The following is a 20181-nucleotide window of genomic DNA, read 5'->3' as shown; positions in this document are numbered from 1 at the left end:
CGAGATGGAGGGGGGTGTGAATAAAACTTGGTTCGTATTTTAAGAGGGCTTGTTGTGTTGACGCAGCTTGCTGCTAAAAAGTCCTTGAAAGTCTCCAAATCTGCTTGAAGTCCTTCAAAATGTGGGCTTAGGCTTCCTGTGAAGTCACTATCTAGACATTGAAAAAGCAACAGGCCGTGAATTCCTCTGAAAAAGACAGTCCTCCCAGCACTGACAGTCGTTCGCCCGTTGCGCGCTGTTTTGCATTGGTGCCCTGTGCGGGCTCGGGCTCGCGCGCTGGCACACTCAAGCCGAAGCAGTACGAGCTGATTGCTGGTCAAAGCATGGTGATGCACACCTTGGCTGCTTTGGGATCCGTTGAACGCCTGCAGCAAGTGCTTGTGGTGGTGTCACCCAGCGATTCACATGTGTGGCCAGAAGGGCCAGAAGGACAACGGGGTCGCCGTCCTTTTGAGCGCATTGCCTGTGGTGGTGATACCCGCGCCGAATCAGTTTTCAATGGCTTGTCTTACTTGCTCAAAGAGGGTGAGCACAAGCCTGAGGGTGTTCAAGCGAACGACTGGATCTTGGTGCATGACGCAGCCCGCTGCCTCATCACTGAATTGGAAATCAACCGCCTGATCGATGCCTGCATCGACGACGACGTGGGCGGCCTGCTGGCTTTGCCTTTGCCCGACACCTTGAAAGCAGCGGTCAATGGCCGCGTCAGTCAAACCTTGCCGCGCCAAGACAAATGGTTGGCCCAAACGCCCCAAATGTTTCGAGCAGGTCAGTTGCATGCCGCATTAAAGGCCAAGCAAGCTGAGAATTTTGAAGGCATCACCGACGAAGCCAGCGCCATGGAAATGGCGGGCTTTGCGCCCAAGTTGGTGGTCGGTAGCCCCCACAATTTCAAAGTCACTTATCCACCCGATTTCGCTTTGGCGGAAGATTTGCTGGGGAGCAGAACATGAACATTCGAGTTGGCGAAGGTTGGGACACACACGCCTTGGTTGAAGGCCGACCCTTGATGCTGGGTGGCGTTCAAATTCCACACGACAAAGGCCTGCTGGGGCATTCCGATGCAGACGTCTTGTTGCATGCCATCACCGATGCCTTATTGGGCGCTGCAGGCTTGGGCGACATTGGTCAGCATTTCCCAGACACCGATGCCACCTACAAGGGTGCCAATTCTGTGGTGTTGTTGAAAAAAGCCTACGACCACGTCAAGCAACTGGGCTGGCACTTGGGCAATGTCGATTGCACCATCGTGGCCCAAGCACCCAAGTTGTCGCCACATCGCTCAGACATTCGATCGTCCATTGCCAAGGCTTTGGGTGTGCCCGAATCCCATGTCAACGTGAAAGCCAAAACGGCTGAAAAAATGGGGCCAGTGGGCGAGGGCCTCAGCATGGAGGCCAGGGCCGTGGTGTTGATTCACAAGTCCTGAAGAAAAATGCCACCTTGAAGGTGGCATTTGTTTGGGAGGCTTATTGCGCAGCCCAACCGCCGTCCATGTTCCAGGCCACGCCGCGAATGTTGTTGCCTGCAGCGGAGCAGAAAAACACCGCCAACTCACCCAGTTCTTCAGGCGTAGTGAATTGCTTGGAGGGTTCTTTTTCACCCAACAACAATTCGGTGGCGGCTTGGTTGCTCAAGCCCAAAGCCTCGGCTTTGGCATCCACTTGTTTTTGAACCAGAGGCGTGAGCACCCAGCCAGGGCAAATGGCGTTGCAGGTGACGCCCGATGTGGCGTTTTCCAGGGCTGTGACTTTGGTCAATCCCACGATGCCATGCTTGGCAGCCACATATGCTGATTTTTCGGCAGAGCCCACCAACCCGTGCACTGATGCCACGTTGATGATGCGACCCCAGTTGGCTTTTTGCATGGCGGGCAAGACTGCACGCGAAGCATGGAAGGCGCTGGACAGGTTGATGGCGATCACGGCATCCCAACGCTCAACGGGGAAGTTTTCAACACGCGCCACATGCTGAATGCCAGCGTTGTTGACCAAGATGTCAACACGTCCAAATTTGTCTTCAGCAAACTTCACCATGGCCTCGATTTCGGCGGGTTTGCTCATGTCTGCGCCGTGGTAGGCCACTTTGGCGCCCAAAGCCGCAATTTCGGCCTCTGGGCCCGCATGGTCGCCAAAGCCATTCAAAACGATGTTGGCGCCTTGTTTTGCCAAGGCTTTGGCAATGCCCAGGCCGATGCCACTGGTCGAGCCAGTTACGAGTGCGGTTTTGCCTTTCAGCATGGTGTTCTCCGAATGATTTACGATGTGGAAAAGTGAATTATGGCGCGGCCAGGCCACGTGGGCCTGACAGCGGTCAGTCAATCAAATGTTTTTGTATGTCCGAACCTGTTCTTGAGTATGTCAATTGCCCTGATGCAAAGGGCTCTCACCGCATGGCTTATGCCTCGTGGGGGCCTGCCACGGCCTCACATGTGGTGTTTTGCGTGCATGGACTAACCCGACAAGGACGCGACTTTGACTTGCTGGCCCAAGCCTTGGTAGGCGCTGCCGAAGCAGCCAAATTACCATCGGTTCGCGTCATTTGCCCCGATGTGGTGGGACGAGGCCGCAGCGATTGGCTGACGGACCCCATGGCTTACCAATTTCCGCAATATGCATCCGACATGGCTGTCTTGATTCAAAGCTTGAACAGCCAACACCCCATTCAAAGACTTGATTGGGTGGGAACCAGCATGGGGGGCGTCATTGGCATGTTGTTGGCCGCGCAAGAGTTGACCGTGCCAATTCGCAACTTGGTGCTGAACGACATTGGCCCCCCCGTGTCATGGAAGTCCATTCAAAACATGCAGACCTATGTGGGAGAGGTGGGCCGCTTTGCAACGGTGCAAGACGCCGCCAATGCCATGTGGGAGATTTCAAAATCTTTTGGTCCACATTCAGATGCCGAGTGGTTGGCCTTGTCGCAGCACATGGTGAGGCGCTTAGACGATGGCGCGTACTGTTTGCACTACGACCCGCAGTTGAGGGTGCCCATCAGCGCCGTCAGTGAAGAAGCTGCCAAGGCGGGTGAGGCAACACTGTGGCACATCTACGATGCCATTCGTTGCAAAACTTTGCTGATTCACGGCGCTGAATCAGAACTGTTAAGCAGGGATGCCGTGCAAGCCATGACCGAGCGCGGACCGCGCGTGCAAGTGGCCACTGTGCAAGGTGTCGGCCACGCGCCAACCCTTACGCACCCAGATCAAATCGACTTGGTGCTGGCGTTTTTGGGGCTGCTTGCATGAGCGAATCTTCTGAAGACATTCTGGTTCGTGCAAGGTCCTTTGCAGAACCCTTCTTGTCTGGTGAGTTGTTAGACACCGGCGAAAACCTGCTCGCGCACGCCGATGCTGTCGTAGCCATTTTGGACTCCATGAACAGCGGCAACGATGTGAAGGCGGCCAGTTATTTGGTCTACACCTGCCCACACCTCAGCCGCCCGCATGAGGTCATTGCCAAAACCTTTGGCGATGAGTTTGCATCGCTGGCCGTAGAAACCACCAAATTGGTGCAAGTGCAACGTCTGTCGCGCACGGCAACGTCGGCTGCGCAATTGCAAGATGATCCGCGCGCGCAAACAGAAAACGTGCGCAAAATGTTGCTGGCCTTTAGCAAAGATTTGCGCGTCATCATGTTGCGCTTGGCATCGCGTTTGCAAACGCTGCGCTACTTTGCCAGCAGCAAACAAGCGGTACCGGCCAGCCTGGCCAAAGAGTCTTTGCAGGTGTTTGCGCCTCTGGCGAATCGCTTGGGTATTTGGGAAATCAAATGGGAACTGGAAGATTTGTCATTCCGGTTCTTGGAGCCAGACACCTACAAACAAATTGCCAAACTGCTAGACGAAAAACGCGTGGAGCGCGAAAGCAACATGGAGCGTTTGCGCGAACAAGTACAAACCGAATTGGCAGCGCAAAACATCAAAGCCTCTGTGCAAGGCCGGCCCAAACACATCTACAGCATTGTGAAAAAAATGCGCGGCAAGTCACTCGACTTTTCGAAAGTGTTTGACATCCGTGCCATGCGCATCATTGTGTCCAATGTGGCCGATTGCTACGAGGCACTCAGCTGGGTGCATTCCAGCTTTGCCCCGATCACGTCCGAATTTGACGACTACATCGCCAAGCCCAAGCCCAATGGGTACCAGTCATTGCACACCGTGGTGCGTGATGCGTCAGGTCGACCCATTGAAATCCAAATTCGCACGCAAGCCATGCACGACCATGCAGAGCATGGCGTTGCGGCGCATTGGGCCTATAAAGAGGCGGGTGCCAAGGGTTATGTGGGCGTCAGTGCCAACAGTGATTACGACGCCAAAATTGCAGTCTTGCGGCAGCTCTTGGCTTGGGAACGCGAGATGTCTTCCGAGGTTTCTGGGCCTGCAGGTGCTTCAGAAAAAGCAGGTGCAGGACAATCTGCCGAAGAGACTGCGCTGTTTGACGATCGCATTTACGTGCTCACACCCAATGCCGCCATTGTGGAGTTGCCCAAAGGGGCAACGCCCATCGATTTTGCGTACACCGTGCACACCAACTTGGGCCACAGATGCAGAGGTGCCAAAGCCGATGGCGTGATGATTCCATTGAATACGCCTTTGCAGAACGGCCAGACCGTCGAAATCACCACCGTGAAGGAGGGTGGCCCTTCCCGCGATTGGATGAACACCGAGCTGGGCTTCTTGGCCAGCCACCGGGCGCGGGCCAAAGTGCGTGCTTGGTTCAATGCACAAATCACGCATGAGAACATTGCCAAGGGTCGCGAGGCTGTTGAGAAAATTTTGCAGCGTGAAGGCAAGACGTCGATCAAGTTAGAAGACCTGGCCTCAGATTTAGGATTCAAGTCGTCTGAGGCCTTGTTTGAAACAGTGGGCAAGGATGAATTTTCCTTGCGCAACATCGAGGTGTTCTTGCGGCCGCCAGAGCCCGTGATGCAGCCCGATGATTTTGTACTGCTTAAAAAATCACGCGTGGTGCCGCCCAAGTCGCAATCGGGTGTGTTGGTGGTGGGCGTGGATTCATTGCTGACGCAATTGTCCAAGTGCTGTAGGCCTGCACCGCCCGATGCCATCAGTGGCTTTGTGACCCGAGGCAAAGGGGTCAGCATTCACCGGGATGACTGCCGCAACTTTCAGTCTTTGTTGGCCAAACACAGCGAGCGGGTCATTGAAGTTCGATGGGGTGTTCAAAAACCAGGTCAGACGCTTTTGTATCCCGTAGAGGTTTCTGTAGAAGCTACCGACAGACAGGGCTTGCTTCGTGACATTTCAGAGGTCTTTGCCAAGGAAAAAATGAACGTTGTTGGCGTGCAGACCCAGTCGGTCAAGGGGACGGCTTGGATGACTTTTACGGTTGAAGTGGCCGATGCGTCGCTCTTGAAGCGGGTGATGCAAAGTGTGAAGTCGGTGGCTGGGGTGGGGCAGGTAAGGCGAAATTAGGGCTGGGACTTTGATTTAGCCTCCTCAGTGCTCAAAAAGTGCCTATTTTTTGATGCTACAATGCGGGCTGAATTTGTAGGCGCGTAGCTCAGCTGGTTAGAGCACCACCTTGACATGGTGGGGGTCGTTGGTTCGAGTCCAATCGCGCCTACCAACATTCTCAGAATATCAAGCACCTTGTCAGGGTGCTTTTTTTTCGCCCCTCAAGTACGGCTTGGCATTGAGAAATTGGAGCACCATGAAGAAAACAGATTTATCGCCCCTTCAAATTGGGAGCATTCTGGGTGGTGCAGCCATCATGTTGAGTTTGGCGATGGGCATGCGGCAAAGTTTTGGCTTGCTCCAGCCGCACATGATTCGAGACATTGGCATCACAGCCGCTGATTTTTCATTGGCCGTTGCCTTGCAAAACATTGTGTGGGGCGCAACGCAACCTTTTGTAGGCATATGGGCCGATAAATATGGCACACGACCTGTCGCTCTTTTGGGTGTGCTGATTTACATCATCGGTTTGGTGTTTTTACGATTTGCAGACGCCACTTGGATGGTCACCATGGGCGTTGGATTTTGTGTGGGCATTGCGCTGTCTTGCACGGCCTCTAACATCGCCATGAACATCACGGCGCGCACAGTCAGTGCCACCAAGCGCGGTGCTGCAATGGGCGCTGTCTCTGCCATTGGCTCCTTAGGCCTGAGCATTGCTTCGCCCATGACGCAGTCGCTCATTACCAATATGAATTGGCAAATGGCCGTGGTTGGATTCTTGGGTTTGGCCTGTGTGATGTTGCCGGCCGCATTCATCGGCACACGTGCTGACCGCATCGAGCCTGATGCAGTGGTCGGCATCCCTCAATCTGCCAAAGAAGCCATTGTTGAAGCACTGGGTCACAAAGGCTATCGCGTGTTGGCCATTGCGTTCTTTGTGTGTGGCTTGCAATTGGTTTTCATCACCACACATTTGCCTGCTTATCTTGACATTTGCGGCATCGACCCTTCAGTCGGTAGCACCACCTTGGCGTTGATCGGCTTGTTCAATGTGATCGGCTCCTATTTGTTCGGCTGGCTGGGCGACCGATACTCAAAGCGCATGCTGCTGGGTGGCATCTATGTGATGCGCTCGCTTGCATTGCTGATGTTCTTTGCGGTGCCACCTACACCCATTTCCACTTTGGTCTTTGGCGCGACCATGGGCACATTGTGGTTAGGCGTAGTGCCTTTGGTGTCCGGATTGATCGTTCACTTGTTCGGCTTGCGCTTCATGGCCACCTTGTCTGGCATTGCGTTCATGAGCCATCAAGTGGGATCGTTTTTGGGCGCCTGGGGTGGTGGTTACATCTTCAGTGCATTTGGCAATTACGACCTGGCCTGGAAATTGGCTGTGGCCATTGGCTTGGCTGCGGGCCTTTTCCAAATGACCATGAACATCCAGCCTTCTGAAAGAATTCGACTTCAGTCTGCATAGCCAAAAAATTTAATTGGGGTTAGATCAACATTAATTTCTAATCAGTGAGGGCAAAGGCCTATAGGGGGCTGAACGATTTCTGGTACTCCAGTATGAGGAAGCCCCCTATAGGCCTTTGCCCTCAATGATTAACAAAACTAATGTTGATCTGACCCCAATTAAATGACTTAGTCAGCGTAGCCGGGGTTGGTGCGGTCTAGGATGCGCATGTTGGCTTCGAAGTAGAGTCGTTCACGATCACCGCGTGGATGGCGATCGGCGCCAGACGGAGTGAGTACGCGTTGAATGACATCGTCGCTGAGGATGTTCAAAGCTTTGCCCGTGCTCATCGCCAACACTTGCGTTTGGCAAGCTTTTTCAAGTTTGTACAGTCGGCGATAGGCTTGTGCAACAGTATCACCAACAGTGACCACACCATGGTTCTTCATGAACAGCACTGTTTTGTCACCCATGAGGCGAGCCAGACGTTCACCTTCTTCCAACGACGAGGCCAGACCTGTGTAGGTATCGTCGTAGGCAATTCGACCGTGAAAGAAGGCCGCAGTTTGCGTTGCGGGTAGCAAGCGATTGTCTTGTAGCATGTTGAGGGCCGTGGCCCAAGGTTGATGCGTGTGCAGAACAACTTTGGCGCCCGTGATTCGGTGCAAGGGGGCATGAATGCTTTGCGCCGAGAGTTCAACAACGCCTTGGCCTTCCAGGGTTTGACCCGCCTCATTGAAAATCATCATGTCGCTGGCTTTGGCTTCAGACCAGTCCAAACCAAATGGCAACACAAAGTATTGGTCCGTACGGCCAGGTACGCAGGCAGTAAAGTGATTGTCGATGCCTTCTTCAAAACCATCCAAAACAGCCATGCGCAGTGCAGCGGCCAAGTGGACTTTGACTTGTTGAACAGCATCGATCGAGCTGGATGTGTGAAGTGCGTGGACAGTCATGGTGAACTTCAAAGTAAGGTTTTACGAGGATCTAAGACTAAGTCAACTGGCCAAAATTTCAATCGGCATTACCCTAGTGTTGGGCAATTCAATGGGCATGCCCAGGCCCGGGCACTTACTTGTTCTGCTGCCTGAACGACCAAGGCGGGGTGGGGAATTTGTCTTTCCACAAGCCAACGGATTGTGAGCGGGCTGTCAATTCTGCCTGTGCATAAATATCGCGGTCTTCTGGTGCTTGTTCATTGGCATATTGTTTGTAGTGCCAAGCCATGCCGCGTTTGACTTGTTCCAAACAAACATCGGTGTTGTTCACCAAAACCTTGCCAACGGTTCGGCCGTATTTGTCTTTTTTCTGAAAATCAACTGTGACTTCTTTGCCGTGAACCATCTCGTGCAAGGATTGTTTTGACTTGTTGCCAAAGGCCTGCGCTTTTTCAGGGGCGTCAATGCCCTGCAGTCTAATTTTGTGCTGATTCTTTTGCGCATCCAACAGCGTCACGGTGTCGCCGTCGGCAACGCCAATTACCTTGCCTTGAAGCGTGGCCGCATTCAAGGCTCCCCCTAAAAGCAGCAGTGCACAAATTGTCAGTTTGACCCAATGCATGCAGGCATCCAAATTAGAGGCGCATATCAAGCGATAGATTCAGTTGTGGTTTGGCGTAACGCTCATTGCGTGTGTAGTCGCCGTTGCTCAGCAAATTGAGGGTACTGCCATTGGGTGGTCCAAATTGCTGCACACCAGCGCTGGCGGCAGCCCTGAAGGACAGGGTGGGACTTAAAGGCATCATGGCAAAGACATCAATGCCACGAGAAATTGTGCGCCTCAGCAGCAGCTCTGAAGTCTGTCGGGTGTCGTACCCGGGTGTCAGGCTCAAGTTGCCGCCCACGCTCAGCGGCAGGCCGCTGATGCGCTGATCAAACCCAAGGTTGGCCGACCAAGGTTGCTGACCGTCCAGCCGATTGTCTGGGCCTGGCAGTGCAGCAATTCGAGATCTGTAAACGCTCAAGGAACTCCGAATGTTCAGTGCTTTCACGTTGCTAAACAATTGTGGCAAAAGATCTGCGGCACGGCCACGCAGTTCAAACTCAACGCCGCTGGTGACCGCATCGGAAAAGTTTTGTGGCTGTGAAATCCAACGCGGTGCGTTGGCCCAACTGACTTGGCGCAACTCAGTCAGATTCCTGACGACATTGTTCAAATTGCGGTGAAACAGGCCCACGCTGAAGATGCCATCGTTGGTCAAATAATTTTCGTAGGCAATGTCCAGACCTGTGGCCAGTTCAGGCGTGAGGGCAGGGTTGCCAAGCCGGTCTGGTGCCAAGTAAGTATTGGTGAGATTGGTGTTGGTGTAGGCGCCGTTGATCACTGGGCGAGCCAACAAGGCATTAAGGCCCGGTGCTTTGTAACTGCGCGTCAAACTGGCGCGCACCATGTCTCTGCTTTTGGGGTCAAACTTGTAAGTGACGTGTGCAAGGGGTGACAGCACACTGCTGACATTGGAAACGGGGGTTGATGCGTTGGTGCTTTCAGAAGCGATGCGTTCATTGCGCAATCCAATGTAGAGTTGCCATTGGGGCGACAAATCCCACTCATCTTGAATGTAAAAAGCCTGCCTGCGCATTTGCGCTTCGAAGGGCTGACCTTCAAAGCTTGGCAACAAGGCTTGACCCATTGAATCGGTGGTGGTGCGTTGCTCTCGTCTGTTTCTGTTCTCTAGGTCCCAGCCGGCTGTCAAGGTGTGTGCAGTGCCCAGCAGTTGGCTGTATTTACCGGCTTGCGTCACGGCGTCGTCTAGGTTGTTGCCTCTGGTTTGCAATTGCATGGAACCTGCGCGCAGATTGCGAAAATCAAAACCAGAACGAAATTGCTGCACACCTGCTTTGATCTCGATGCGCTGGTCTTCGCTGAACCGATTAATCCAAGTAATGTTGCCGCGGCGGTTTTCCCAGAAGCCGCCTTGCAGTGTGTCATCGTCAAAAACAGGCAAACCTGATACAGCGCGATTGACGTAGTCGGTGCGGTAATTCCAATAACCTTTTTGGAAAAAAGTCGCCAATGACAAGGTTTGTTCGTCGCTGATTTTGTAGTTCAAGCGCGGTGCCAGGTTGTAGCCCCATCCATCTGATCTGCTGGTGCCTAGTTGTTGCGACACGGAAGACAGGCCATCCGAGCCTGCCATCTTGCGATCAATGGTGTTGCGTACTTGTCGATCCCATTCAAACAGGGAAACAGGCAGGGACAAGTTGAAAGGCCCTGTCGATTCACTGAGTGAATAATTGAGGTTGCCTAAGGGTCTGTCACCACCTGAAGCCAAGCCCACTCGCAGCGTGCTGAGGGAGCGACGTGATGTTTCTTTCAAGATGACATTGATGGTGCCGGCAATGGCCTGGGCGCTTTGATCTGCCGTAGCGGCTTTGATGACTTCAATGCGCTCAATTTGTGAGGGACTCAGCTGGTCCAAATTGAAGCCCTGAGGCGCGGGGTCACCGTTGATCAAAATTTGTGTGTAGCCAGCGCCCAAGCCTCGCATGCGAGGGCCGCCTGTGTCTACGTTAACACCGGGCAGGCGTCTTAGGAAATCCAAGGTGTTGGTGTCGCCGTAGCGGTCCAAGTCATCACGGCCATAGATCTGTTTGGCCACACTGGCGGCACGCCTCAATTCGGTGGAGCCTTGACGCGCCACAATTTCAACGCGCTGAACGACGCTGGGTTGAGCGCCGCTGGTGGTTTCCGATTGCCCACCAATGGCGGCATCTTGCGCCAGGGTACTCAGTGGGGCGCTAGTCCAACACAACACCGCCAAATAAGTCGCACTGAGTTGAAGTGGGGTTCGGATTGGAAATGCCCGATGCCTAGGGCTGTGTTTGGAGGGGCATTTCATAGGTGGCCAAGTCTCAAAGATTGAGCCGTATCTTAGTCAGAATTTGAAAATGCCTGCCTGTGAAGGGCTGTTATCAGCGTTAATAGGGATAGGCTGTGGCGGCCATGTTGGCTAACATGGTCAGAACATGGAGAAAATGACTGTGAAGCCTCTGCAATTTGCCTGTTTAAAGTGGATGTGCGCTGCATCCTTCATTTTGGTGGGCAGTGCCGCCCTGGCTCAAAGTTGGCCCACCAAACCCATCAAAGTGATTGCACCTTATCCACCGGGTGGCCCTAGCGATTTGGTGATGCGTACGGCGTCTGAACGAATTCAGGCCATTTTGAAGCAGCCCATCGTCATTGAAAACCAGCCCGGTGCCGGTGGCAACATCGGCGCGGCTGCTGTGGCCCGTGCTGCGCCCGATGGCTATACGTTTCTCATTGCCACCGACACGCTGCTAACTGTCAATCCGCATGTCTACAAGTCGATGACCTTCAAATTGGACGATCTCAAGCCCATCAGTGTGTTGTCTTCTTTCAGTCAAACCTTGGTGTGCAACCCATCCTTGGGCGTGAAAAATTTGAATGAGTTGATCGCCAAATCAAAAACCACTCCCTTGAGCTACGCCTCGGGCGGTGCGGGTGTGCCCGGTCATTTGTCGACAGAGTTGTTATTGAACATGACGGGCATGCAGATGACGCACATCCCCTACAAGGGCCCAGCGCCCGCGATGCAGGATGTGCTGGCAGGCCAGGTGCCGTGTGGTTTGTTGGCGGGGCCAACTGTGTTGCCGCATGTGAAGTCTGGGAAATTAACGGCTTTGGCTGTCTCTGGGCATGGTCGTTCGCCTACGCTACCGGACGTGCCGACCATTGCCGAAGCCGGTGTGAAAGGGTATGAGGCCGATTTCAGTTTGATTTTGTTGGCACCTCGTCAAGTACCCGATGACGTGGTCAATAAATTTCGCATGGCGGTTGTCGAGGCTTTGCGCATGCCCGAAGCTGCTGAGCGCCTTAAAGCCACCGACCAAATTGTGATTGGCAGCACGCCAGAAGAGGCCGTTGTCAAAGTCAACAAAGACTTTGCCAAGTGGGGCGCTGTGGCCCGCAAAATTGGCCTCAGTCTGGATTGACGTCATTGGGGTCAGATCAACATTTAAGTGACACAGCGCGAAATCGTCAAATCGGCATTGCGCTGGTCACCGCCACCACCTTGATGTTTGCGGTGCTCGACACCAGTGCCAAGTGGTTGGTGCAAACGGTGCCTGTGTTGCAAGTGGTATGGCTCAGGTTTGTGTTTCACACCTTGTTGACCACTGCCATCTTCATGCCATCGATGGGTGTGGCGTTGTTCAAAATTCACAATCCGCGATTGCAATTGCTTCGGGGGGTGATGTTGGCCCTCATGACGGGGCTGAACTTTTTTGCATTGCAGTATTTGCAGTTGGCCGAAACTGGGGCTGTGCAGTTTTCAGTGCCTATTTTGATTGCGCTCATTTCTGCTTTGTGGCTGCATGAACGGCTGGACGCCAAAAAGTGGATGGCCATTTGCATGGGATTTGTTGGCGTGCTTGTGATCATTCGACCAGGAAGTCACGGCTTTCATCCGGCAATTTTGTTGAGCATTTTGAATGCTTTGCTTTATGCCGCCTTCAATTTAATGACCCGCCGACTGGCTGGCAGTGATCATCCCGTTTCGACCCAACTGGCTTCGGCCACGGTGCCTTCTGTGGTGCTGGCCCCGTTTGCAATTGGGTACTGGCAAACCCCCGACTCATGGCAAGTTTGGTGTGTTTTGGTTTTGGCGGGTTTAACGGGCGGCTTAGGTCACACAGCCTCTGCATTGGCTCATCGCTACGCGACAGCTGCCGTGCTCGGCCCCTTTTTGTATCAGCAAATTATTTACATGAGCTTAGGTGGCTGGCTTGTCTTTGGCCAAATTCCAGACGCCGCAGTTGTGCTGGGTGCTGGCATTGTCGTACTCAGCGGCCTGTACCTCTTGTGGCGAGAATTCAGCTTGGCACAAAAAAAATAATTGGGGTCAGATCCACATTAATTTCCATTCAAAGGGGCTGAAGGCTAAGGGGTGCTGAACGATTTCTGGTACTCCAGTATGAGGAAGCATTCCTTAGCCTTCAGCCCCTTTGAATGACCAAATTAATGTTGATCTGACCCCAATTATTTTTCTACCTCAACCATGATTTCATTGCGCCTGAACATGGGCAATGTCCAGGGCGGGTCGTAGCGCGAGAGTTGAGGGGCGCCAATGGCGTTGAAGTTTTTTTGCTGCAACCATGAGAGCAGTTCATCGGTTTTGCTTTGAACTTTAGCCATCGTATTGAACCCGGTGTAACTGTGAACAGCCATCAACTTTCCGGGCACTTCCTTGAGCTTCACATCAGGGTTGTTCGGTTGAGGGATGCTGCTCAGGGTGTATTGCGAAGGCATCACAAAATGCACACGCCAAAGTTTGGCTTCTCGCATGTCCTTGGTGGCTGCGCTCATCGTGACTGGCGCTGTCATGGCAATCTTTTCAGATTGCGGCTCTACCGTCACGGGAGCCGTCATGGCAATCTTGGCGCTGCTGCCAGACTGAGCAGCGCGATTGTTGCCAAAAATATAGTCTGCGATGCGTCGAAAACCTTTGTTAGACGCCTCGTCCATGTCGCCCTCAACCAAGGTTTCTGCAATCAGCGTGGGTGCATACTGACGGACCTCAAAGACGTCGGCCTTCAGGGTGACTTTGAACGCGGGTTCTTCAATGGCCATGGCAGATTGCCCCATCATGAAAGCGGTTAACAGAAACAAAGTTCGTATAGTCATGGTGCTCTCATTTGTGAAAAATACAATGGGCTGATGTCATCGAATTCAAATATTCTTGAATTGGCCTTGCCGCAATCAGTAGGTGAGTTCTAACACGGTGATGTGACCTTGTGAAGCGGGCCAAGTCAAACCCTTCAGTTGTTCACCGTTGAATTCAGCTGCAACAGACCGTTGTGGCGATTCATCCATCCGGATTCTGACGCTTGAAATGCCTGCACTCATACCTTTGGCGACACCAGGGATGTCGGTTTTTCCATCCAACATCATTGTGTCGCGGTTGGCATCAAAGTAGCCTCTGGGCCGAGTCCATATGACCAAGGATTGCGTCGTGCGATCCGATGCCGCCAATCGCTCGGGGCGCATGTGAACGATGTTGCTAGATCTTGCGAAGGGGCTGCGATAGATGTGGGTGGTTGCATAGCCGTCTGCAGTCAATTCAAATTCGTAGGCTGCGCGCGAGTTGGCTTTGAAGGGGCCCCAATGGCCATCTGTGGAAATGCTTGATTGGTGGACTGCTGCGCCTCGTCGTTGACCTGTGTGGGTGTGCGTTTCGTAGATGCTCAACTTGGCACCTTGCAATGGCAAATTGTTCACAAAGTTGCCGCTGTCTGCTTGAAGAGGGTTCACGCCCAAGCCAAATACTTTGCCATTCAGTTCAATCTGCGATTGCGTCGTCATGTTGTGCAAGGGGGCATGTCCCGTCAGGAATTGATAGCTGGCTTCAAAAGCCGCAGGCGAAAACGAAGTTTCGCGGTGATCAATTTTGGGGATCACGACATTCAAGGCGCCTTTGAGTTCGGGCCCATCAAAACCAACCAAGGTGGCGCGGCCCTTCATGCCAAGCCAAAGACCATCAGGCTGCGCATACTTGTCGTTGGTGTCCGAGCGAATGGTCATCCATTGAGTTGGGCCACATACCTCATCGCCTTTGTGATTTTTTGGGGCATTGAGTTGCCTGAGAAATGGGCCAGCGCCTGAAAATTCGCTGGCATCGTTCAAGCCTGGAATCGCCTGTACCCCGTGATGGGTTCCACCTCCAATGATGGCATGGCTAACCCGCTGAGCACCTCCGCCGTTGCAAATGTAGTTGCGAATGGCGTTACCACCTCTTGAATTGCCAATCAAGATGACTTGTTTGGCACCTGTTTGTGCCAATACAGCATCCACCTTGTCTTTGAGCACTTGCATGTGTTCGGCGGTCGAACTGCGCCCAGCTTGCGGTTTGTCGTCTGCTTCTCGTGCGAGGGGATAGGGGACATCTATGGTATGAAGCAAATTAGCAGGCCAACCGTTTGATTCAAAACGCCAAACTGTGGTTAGCCAAAGCGCTGCCGAATCTCCATTGCCATGAACAAAAACGACAGGCTTGTATTGCAAATTTTGTATAGACATTGGCGTTGTGCATGCACTCATCAAGAGTCCTGTAAAGGCTAAGAGCCAACGATGAATAGTTTGCAATGGTGTACTTTGTGAGGTGAAGAGTTACAAGTCTCTGTTCAGCATGCTTTTAATTGTGATCTGACCCCAATTAATTAAATTAAGCTGAGAGAACCCAGGACTGTGAAGAGTTGGGTGGCGTTGATCAAAATGGCGGTTTTGTGAATTTTTCTAAATTCAGGGATGGCCATCAGGTTGCTGTTGTCGCGTATTTCAAAGCCAATTTGTTCCATTTTGGGAATGAACTTGAAGCGGAGCAGCAAAGTCAGGGTTGCAATGATGGCGGCTTCTAGGGTCAGCATGGGTTTGGCGGCCAGTGCGTAACTGAGGGTCGCTGCAGTGGCCACCACAATCGCAAACTTGAAATAGGTGGTGTAGAAGGACTTGATGAACTTGGCGTCCATGGTGTTGTCGTGCTTCAAAATGAGCAGAGGGATGGACCCAAACAGGAAATAGGTGGTGACCGCCAGCATGGCCACAGTAAAAAACAGCGCTGCGTGATTGGCATTCAGCATGATTGAGGGTAACTCCTCGTAGAAGTCGGCAGGGTGGTAACTTTAGAATCTGTTGCGGTGCAGCATACTGTGGTTCATTGTTGCACCCCATTAAATTGCACCGTTACTTTTGTGAAGAGTCTAAATCATGGCCCGTCAATCAGCCAAATCTGCCGCCGACACCACCCGTGGCAATTCCGAAACCGAAAAGACCGCCAAGGCTGCCAAGTCGGCCAAGACAGCCCAAGCTGGCAATGCCGCCGATTCTTCTGAAGGCAAGCCACAACGGGTCATCAAAAAATACCCCAATCGCCGGCTTTATGACACCACAACCTCCAGCTACATCACTCTGACAGAAATCAAGCACTTAGTGATGGACGGGCAAACTTTCGCGGTCAGAGATGCCAAAACGGGGGATGACCTGACCCGCAGCATCCTGTTGCAGATCATTTTGGAAGAGGAGTCAGCCGGTGCGCCCATGTTCACAGAGGCTGTGCTGGCCAACATCATTCGCTTTTATGGCCACGCCATGCAAGGCTACATGGGGTCTTATTTAGAGAGCAATTTGCAGTCTTTGATGCAAATGCAATCAAAAATGGGCCATCAGTCGACCAACATCGTGAGCCAAATGCAAGAACAGATGCAAAAGCAAACCGCTCAATTCTTCTCTGCTTTGGGTCTGAAGCCCTGAAACTGTGAACCCGGGGCCGTCTGAGGCGATCGATTTACTGGGACAATAGCCCCATGAACGAAATTGCAAGCACCGGCCAAGGCGCCGCTACTGAAACCACCTCATCGGCCGCCCCTAAAGTAGGCTTTGTCAGCCTAGGCTGTCCCAAGGCGCTGACGGACTCAGAGCTGATCCTGACGCAGCTCAGTGCTGAGGGTTATCAAACTTCCAAAACTTTCGAAGGTGCCGATCTGGTGATCGTCAACACTTGCGGCTTCATTGACGATGCCGTGAAGGAAAGTCTGGACACCATTTCAGAAGCCTTGAACGTCAATGGCAAAGTCATTGTGACCGGTTGCCTGGGTGCCAAGGAAGCAGAAGGCGGTGGCAACATGGTGCGCGCCATGCACCCCAGTGTGCTGGCAGTCACAGGACCTCACGCCACCCAAGAGGTGATGGATGCCGTCCATGCGCATTTGCCCAAGCCGCACGATCCCTTCCTGGATTTGGTGCCCAATGCCTTTGGTGAAGCGGGTCTCAAGCTCACACCCCGTCACTATGCTTATTTGAAAATCAGTGAAGGCTGCAATCACCGCTGCACCTTCTGCATCATTCCCTCGATGCGTGGCGATCTCGTCTCACGTCCCATTGGCGATGTCTTGAAAGAAGCGCAAGCTTTGTTTGAAGGCGGCGTCAAAGAGTTGTTGGTGATCAGCCAAGACACTTCTGCCTATGGCGTGGATACCCAATATCGCATGGGTTTTTGGGAGGGTCGTCCCATCAAAACGCGCATGTTGGAATTGGTTCAGACACTGGGTGAAATGGCGCAAAAGCATGGCGCTTGGGTTCGCTTGCACTATGTGTACCCTTACCCCAGCGTCGACGACATCTTGCCGCTCATGGCCACCGGCTTGGTCTTGCCGTATTTGGATGTGCCATTGCAGCACAGCCACCCCGATGTGCTCAAGCGCATGAAGCGTCCCGCCAGCGGCGAGAAGAATTTAGAGCGCATTCAAAAGTGGCGCGAAATTTGTCCTCAACTGGTCATCCGCAGCACCTTCATTGCAGGATTCCCTGGCGAAACAGAAGAAGAGTTTGAGCACTTGCTCAACTTTGTGCGAGAAGCACAAATTGACCGTGCCGGTTGTTTTGCGTACAGCCCTGTCAAAGGTGCCACTGCCAATGACTTACCAGGCATGCTGCCGGAGGCCGTGCGCGAAGAACGCCGTTCACGCTTCATGGCTGTGGCCGAAGAGGTGTCCATCCAGCGTTTACATCAACGCGTGGGTGCCACCATGCAAGTCTTGGTTGATTCTGCTTCGGCCATGGGCAAAAAGGGAGGCATTGGCCGCTCCTATGCGGATGCGCCCGAGATTGACGGCTTGGTACGTTTGTTACCGCCAGAAAAGATCAGCAAAACCTACAAGGTGGGTGAATTCACTCGCGCACGGATTGTGGGCGTTGAAGGCCACGACCTGATCGCGGTGCCCATTTGATTTGCAATCGCCCTAGAAAAGCATGTGTGACGCCTCTTGGACTGTGAATTTGCAAATGATGCGCATAAAAAAAGCCGCATCACGTGCAGCTTTGTTTAAACTTGGTGCCCAGGAAGGGACTCGAACCCCCACGAAGTTACTCGCTAGTACCTGAAACTAGTGCGTCTACCAATTCCGCCACCTGGGCTTTCAGGAAAAAAAGGATTGTATATCAAAAAAATTAGCCACCCCTCAGGACTGCTCGATGAGATCGAAGGCAGTGTGCAAGGCCACCGCGATGGACATGGCTTTCTCATTCGTGACGATGGTGATGGCGATATTTTCTTGTCGCCCAACGAAATGCGTGCCGTGTTGCACAAAGACCGCGTCAAAGTTCGCATCGTCCGACAAGACCGAAAAGGCAGACCTGAAGGTCGTGTCGTTGAAATTTTGGAGCGTCCCGCTCAGCCCATCATCGGCCGCTTGCTCAATGAAGGCGGCATTTGGATTGTGGCCCCTGAAGACAAGCGCTATGGCCAAGACATTCTGATTCCCAAAGTAGGCATTGGCGCAGGTAAACCTGGGCAGGTGGTGGTGGTTGAATTGACGGAGCCACCTGCTTTGTTTGGTCAACCGGTTGGACGCGTCAAAGAAGTGCTGGGAGAGATTGACGACCCAGGCATGGAAATCGACATTGCTGTTCGCAAGTACAGCGTGCCGCACGAGTTCTCTGCCGCATGTTTGAATTTGGCGCGCGAGCTACCCGACAAGGTTCGCCCTCAAGATTCCAAAGATCGCATCGACCTTACTGACATTCCGTTGGTCACCATCGACGGTGAAGACGCTCGCGATTTTGACGATGCGGTGTATTGCGAACCCGCCAAGATTGGCAAAGCAAAAGGCTGGCGCTTGTTGGTGGCCATTGCCGACGTCAGCAATTATGTTGAAACAGGCAGTGCCATCGACATCGACGCTTACGACCGTGCAACCAGCGTTTACTTTCCGCGCCGTGTCATTCCGATGTTGCCGGAAAAACTCTCCAATGGTTTGTGTTCACTGAACCCCGAAGTAGAGCGCTTGTGCATGGTCTGCGACATGTTGATCACGGCCAAAGGCGAGATTCACGCGTACCAGTTTTATCCTGCCGTGATGTACAGCCATGCGCGCTTTACGTACACCGAAGTGGCCGCCATTTTGGCCAACACACGTGGCCCGGAAGCCATCAAGCGCAAAGCACGTGTCAACGATTTGCTCAACTTGCACGATGTGTACCGTGCGCTGTTGTCATCACGTGCTGTTCGTGGTGCAGTCGATTTTGAAACCACCGAAACGCAAATTATTTGTGACGACAACGGCCGCATCGAAAAAATCGTACCGCGTGTTCGCACTGAAGCACACCGCCTGATTGAAGAGGCTATGTTGGCAGCCAATGTCTGCAGCGCCGATTTCATTCAAAGCAGCAAGCATCCCGGCTTGTTCCGTGTGCACGAAGGCCCAACGCCCGAGAAGAAAGATTTGTTGCGCAATTACTTGAAGTCATTGGGCTTGCCTTACACCGTGAGTGATGAGCCCAAACCCAGCGAGTTTCAGCACATTGCACAGGCCACCAAAGACCGGCCCGATGCCCAGCAAATTCACACCATGCTGCTGCGCTCCATGCAGCAAGCCATCTACACGCCCATCAACAGTGGTCACTTTGGCTTGGCCTATGAGGCTTACACGCACTTCACCAGCCCCATTCGTCGCTACCCCGACTTGCTGGTGCACCGTGTCATCAAGGCCATCTTGGCGCACAAGAAGTATCAGCTGCCAGCATTGCCATTGCCCGGAGAGGCCCATGCCAAGCTCGCCAAGCGCTTGCAGAAAAACAAGGCTGGCGCACAAATGGATGACGCGCCGCGCATCAAAATGTCGCCTGCCGAACAACAAGCTTGGGAAGCCGCAGGTCTGCATTGCAGTGCCAACGAGCGCCGCGCCGATGAAGCCAGCCGCGATGTAGAGGCTTGGCTTAAATGCAAATACATGCGCGAGCATTTGGGCGAAGAATATTCAGGCGTGGTCACTTCGGCCACCAGCTTCGGAATTTTTGTGACCTTGGACAATTTGTACGTTGAAGGCTTGGTTCACATCACCGAGTTAGGCGGCGAGTATTTCCGTTTTGACGAAGCACGACAAGAATTGCGAGGCGAGCGAACTGGCATTCGATATGCCATTGGTACTCGCGTTCAAATTCAAGTCAGTCGCGTCGACTTAGACGGACGAAAAATTGACTTCCGTTTGGTGAATCCGGCTGAAGAATTCAGTGTTCGTCAGATGCGTGACAAAGGTCCTGGCAAACAAGGTGCCAGTCGCAATGACAACGGCAACACGCGGGGTTCAATGGGGGGCGCAGAGGGTGCTAAATCCAAGTCGCGTCCTTTCAATGCCCGCCAAGCGGAAGGCGGCAAACCCAGTACCCGGCATGGCAAGGTCAGTCCCAAAGGGGCGCCATCCAAGTCGTCGGGCGCTAAGAAGTCCAGTCAATCGCGAAAGAGTCGTCGCTGAAGCTAGGCCTTCGAGTCCCATCCCATTTTCCAATTCAACATTCAA

At 53.1% G+C, this 20181-nt stretch carries 17 protein-coding genes and 2 tRNA genes; 11 read left to right on the top strand and 8 right to left on the bottom strand.

All coding sequences use genetic code 11. The features are described 5' to 3' along the window. Positions 1 to 176: 176 nt before the first annotated feature. Together ispD and ispF are read left to right on the top strand one after the other, a co-directional pair. On the top strand, positions 177 to 953 hold the full coding sequence (gene ispD / locus L103DPR2_RS10365) for a 2-C-methyl-D-erythritol 4-phosphate cytidylyltransferase (RefSeq protein WP_055361022.1): 777 nt from the start codon (positions 177 to 179) through the stop codon (positions 951 to 953). Next, entirely contained in the window at positions 950 to 1429 is a 480-nt protein-coding gene (gene ispF, locus L103DPR2_RS10360) for a 2-C-methyl-D-erythritol 2,4-cyclodiphosphate synthase (protein WP_055361021.1), read from the top strand. The genes ispD and ispF overlap by 4 nt, the downstream gene beginning before the upstream one ends. A 40-nt stretch (positions 1430 to 1469) precedes the next feature. On the opposite strand, the gene L103DPR2_RS10355 is transcribed toward ispF, so the two are convergent. Then, on the bottom strand, positions 1470 to 2240 hold the full coding sequence (locus L103DPR2_RS10355) for a 3-hydroxybutyrate dehydrogenase (protein ID WP_055361020.1): 771 nt from the start codon (positions 2238 to 2240) through the stop codon (positions 1470 to 1472). A 95-nt stretch (positions 2241 to 2335) separates the two neighbouring features. On the opposite strand from L103DPR2_RS10355, the gene L103DPR2_RS10350 reads away from it, so the two are divergent. From L103DPR2_RS10350 to L103DPR2_RS10335, 4 genes are all read left to right on the top strand, one after another. Then, the gene (locus tag L103DPR2_RS10350) at positions 2336 to 3247 is read left to right on the top strand and encodes an alpha/beta fold hydrolase (protein WP_055361019.1); all 912 of its coding nucleotides are present in this window, start codon (positions 2336 to 2338) and stop codon (positions 3245 to 3247) included. Next, a complete protein-coding gene (locus tag L103DPR2_RS10345; RefSeq protein WP_055361018.1) occupies positions 3244 to 5433 on the top strand; it encodes a RelA/SpoT family protein in 2190 nt (729 codons plus the stop codon). Before L103DPR2_RS10350 ends, L103DPR2_RS10345 begins: the two co-directional genes overlap by 4 nt. 77 nt (positions 5434 to 5510) lie before the next feature. Continuing rightward, positions 5511 to 5587, top strand: a tRNA-Val gene (locus tag L103DPR2_RS10340). Between the two features lie 84 nt (positions 5588 to 5671). After that, positions 5672 to 6895: an MFS transporter gene (locus L103DPR2_RS10335; protein WP_055361980.1), complete on the top strand. Its 1224-nt coding sequence runs from the start codon at positions 5672 to 5674 to the stop codon at positions 6893 to 6895. Between the two features lie 167 nt (positions 6896 to 7062). On the opposite strand, the gene L103DPR2_RS10330 is transcribed toward L103DPR2_RS10335, so the two are convergent. The 3 genes from L103DPR2_RS10330 to L103DPR2_RS10320 all read right to left on the bottom strand — a co-directional run bounded on the left by L103DPR2_RS10330 (position 7063) and on the right by L103DPR2_RS10320 (position 10712). Further along, complete coding sequence (locus L103DPR2_RS10330) at positions 7063 to 7830, bottom strand: class II aldolase/adducin family protein (RefSeq protein WP_055361017.1); 768 nt, start codon at positions 7828 to 7830, stop codon at positions 7063 to 7065. Between the two features lie 115 nt (positions 7831 to 7945). Next, positions 7946 to 8434 (bottom strand): thermonuclease family protein, encoded by a 489-nt coding sequence (locus tag L103DPR2_RS10325; RefSeq protein WP_055361016.1) that lies wholly within the window; start codon positions 8432 to 8434, stop codon positions 7946 to 7948. Between the two features lie 13 nt (positions 8435 to 8447). Further along, positions 8448 to 10712, bottom strand: coding sequence for a TonB-dependent receptor plug domain-containing protein (locus L103DPR2_RS10320; protein WP_082466788.1), 2265 nt, complete (start codon positions 10710 to 10712; stop codon positions 8448 to 8450). Between the two features lie 127 nt (positions 10713 to 10839). Between L103DPR2_RS10320 and L103DPR2_RS10315 the strand changes: the two genes are divergently transcribed. Beyond that, positions 10840 to 11826, top strand: a complete 987-nt coding sequence (locus L103DPR2_RS10315) for a Bug family tripartite tricarboxylate transporter substrate binding protein (RefSeq protein WP_231717626.1) — start codon at positions 10840 to 10842, stop codon at positions 11824 to 11826. A 5-nt stretch (positions 11827 to 11831) separates the two neighbouring features. Next, positions 11832 to 12728: a DMT family transporter gene (locus L103DPR2_RS10310; RefSeq protein WP_156339893.1), complete on the top strand. Its 897-nt coding sequence runs from the start codon at positions 11832 to 11834 to the stop codon at positions 12726 to 12728. Positions 12729 to 12871: 143 nt separating this feature from the next. Here the strand turns inward: L103DPR2_RS10310 and L103DPR2_RS10305 are convergent, their stop codons facing one another. The 3 genes from L103DPR2_RS10305 to L103DPR2_RS10295 form a co-directional block, all read right to left on the bottom strand. Then, complete coding sequence (locus L103DPR2_RS10305) at positions 12872 to 13516, bottom strand: SOUL family heme-binding protein (RefSeq protein WP_231717625.1); 645 nt, start codon at positions 13514 to 13516, stop codon at positions 12872 to 12874. A gap of 75 nt (positions 13517 to 13591) precedes the next feature. Continuing rightward, positions 13592 to 14908: a twin-arginine translocation pathway signal gene (locus L103DPR2_RS10300; protein ID WP_231717624.1), complete on the bottom strand. Its 1317-nt coding sequence runs from the start codon at positions 14906 to 14908 to the stop codon at positions 13592 to 13594. Positions 14909 to 15048: 140 nt separating this feature from the next. Next, positions 15049 to 15468 carry a hypothetical protein gene (locus tag L103DPR2_RS10295; protein ID WP_055361011.1) on the bottom strand — a complete coding sequence of 140 codons (420 nt, stop codon included), beginning with the start codon at positions 15466 to 15468 and terminating at the stop codon, positions 15049 to 15051. A gap of 127 nt (positions 15469 to 15595) precedes the next feature. On the opposite strand from L103DPR2_RS10295, the gene phaR reads away from it, so the two are divergent. Both phaR and rimO read left to right on the top strand, forming a co-directional pair. After that, positions 15596 to 16138, top strand: coding sequence for a polyhydroxyalkanoate synthesis repressor PhaR (gene phaR, locus L103DPR2_RS10290; protein WP_082466787.1), 543 nt, complete (start codon positions 15596 to 15598; stop codon positions 16136 to 16138). Between the two features lie 53 nt (positions 16139 to 16191). Continuing rightward, positions 16192 to 17613, top strand: a complete 1422-nt coding sequence (gene rimO / locus L103DPR2_RS10285; protein ID WP_055361010.1) for a 30S ribosomal protein S12 methylthiotransferase RimO — start codon at positions 16192 to 16194, stop codon at positions 17611 to 17613. Positions 17614 to 17715: 102 nt separating this feature from the next. On the opposite strand, the gene L103DPR2_RS10280 is transcribed toward rimO, so the two are convergent. Then, a tRNA-Leu gene (locus L103DPR2_RS10280) sits at positions 17716 to 17800 on the bottom strand. Between the two features lie 17 nt (positions 17801 to 17817). Here L103DPR2_RS10280 and rnr point away from each other — a divergent pair. Next, entirely contained in the window at positions 17818 to 20136 is a 2319-nt protein-coding gene (gene rnr / locus L103DPR2_RS10275; RefSeq protein ID WP_055361009.1) for a ribonuclease R, read from the top strand. Positions 20137 to 20181: the final 45 nt, after the last annotated feature.

The sequence above is a fragment of the Limnohabitans sp. 103DPR2 genome, assembly GCF_001412575.1.
Taxonomy (GTDB): Bacteria; Pseudomonadota; Gammaproteobacteria; order Burkholderiales; family Burkholderiaceae_C; genus Limnohabitans_A.
Note: the sequence above shows the minus strand (reverse complement) of the source record. Positions and strands in the feature narration are given on the sequence as shown.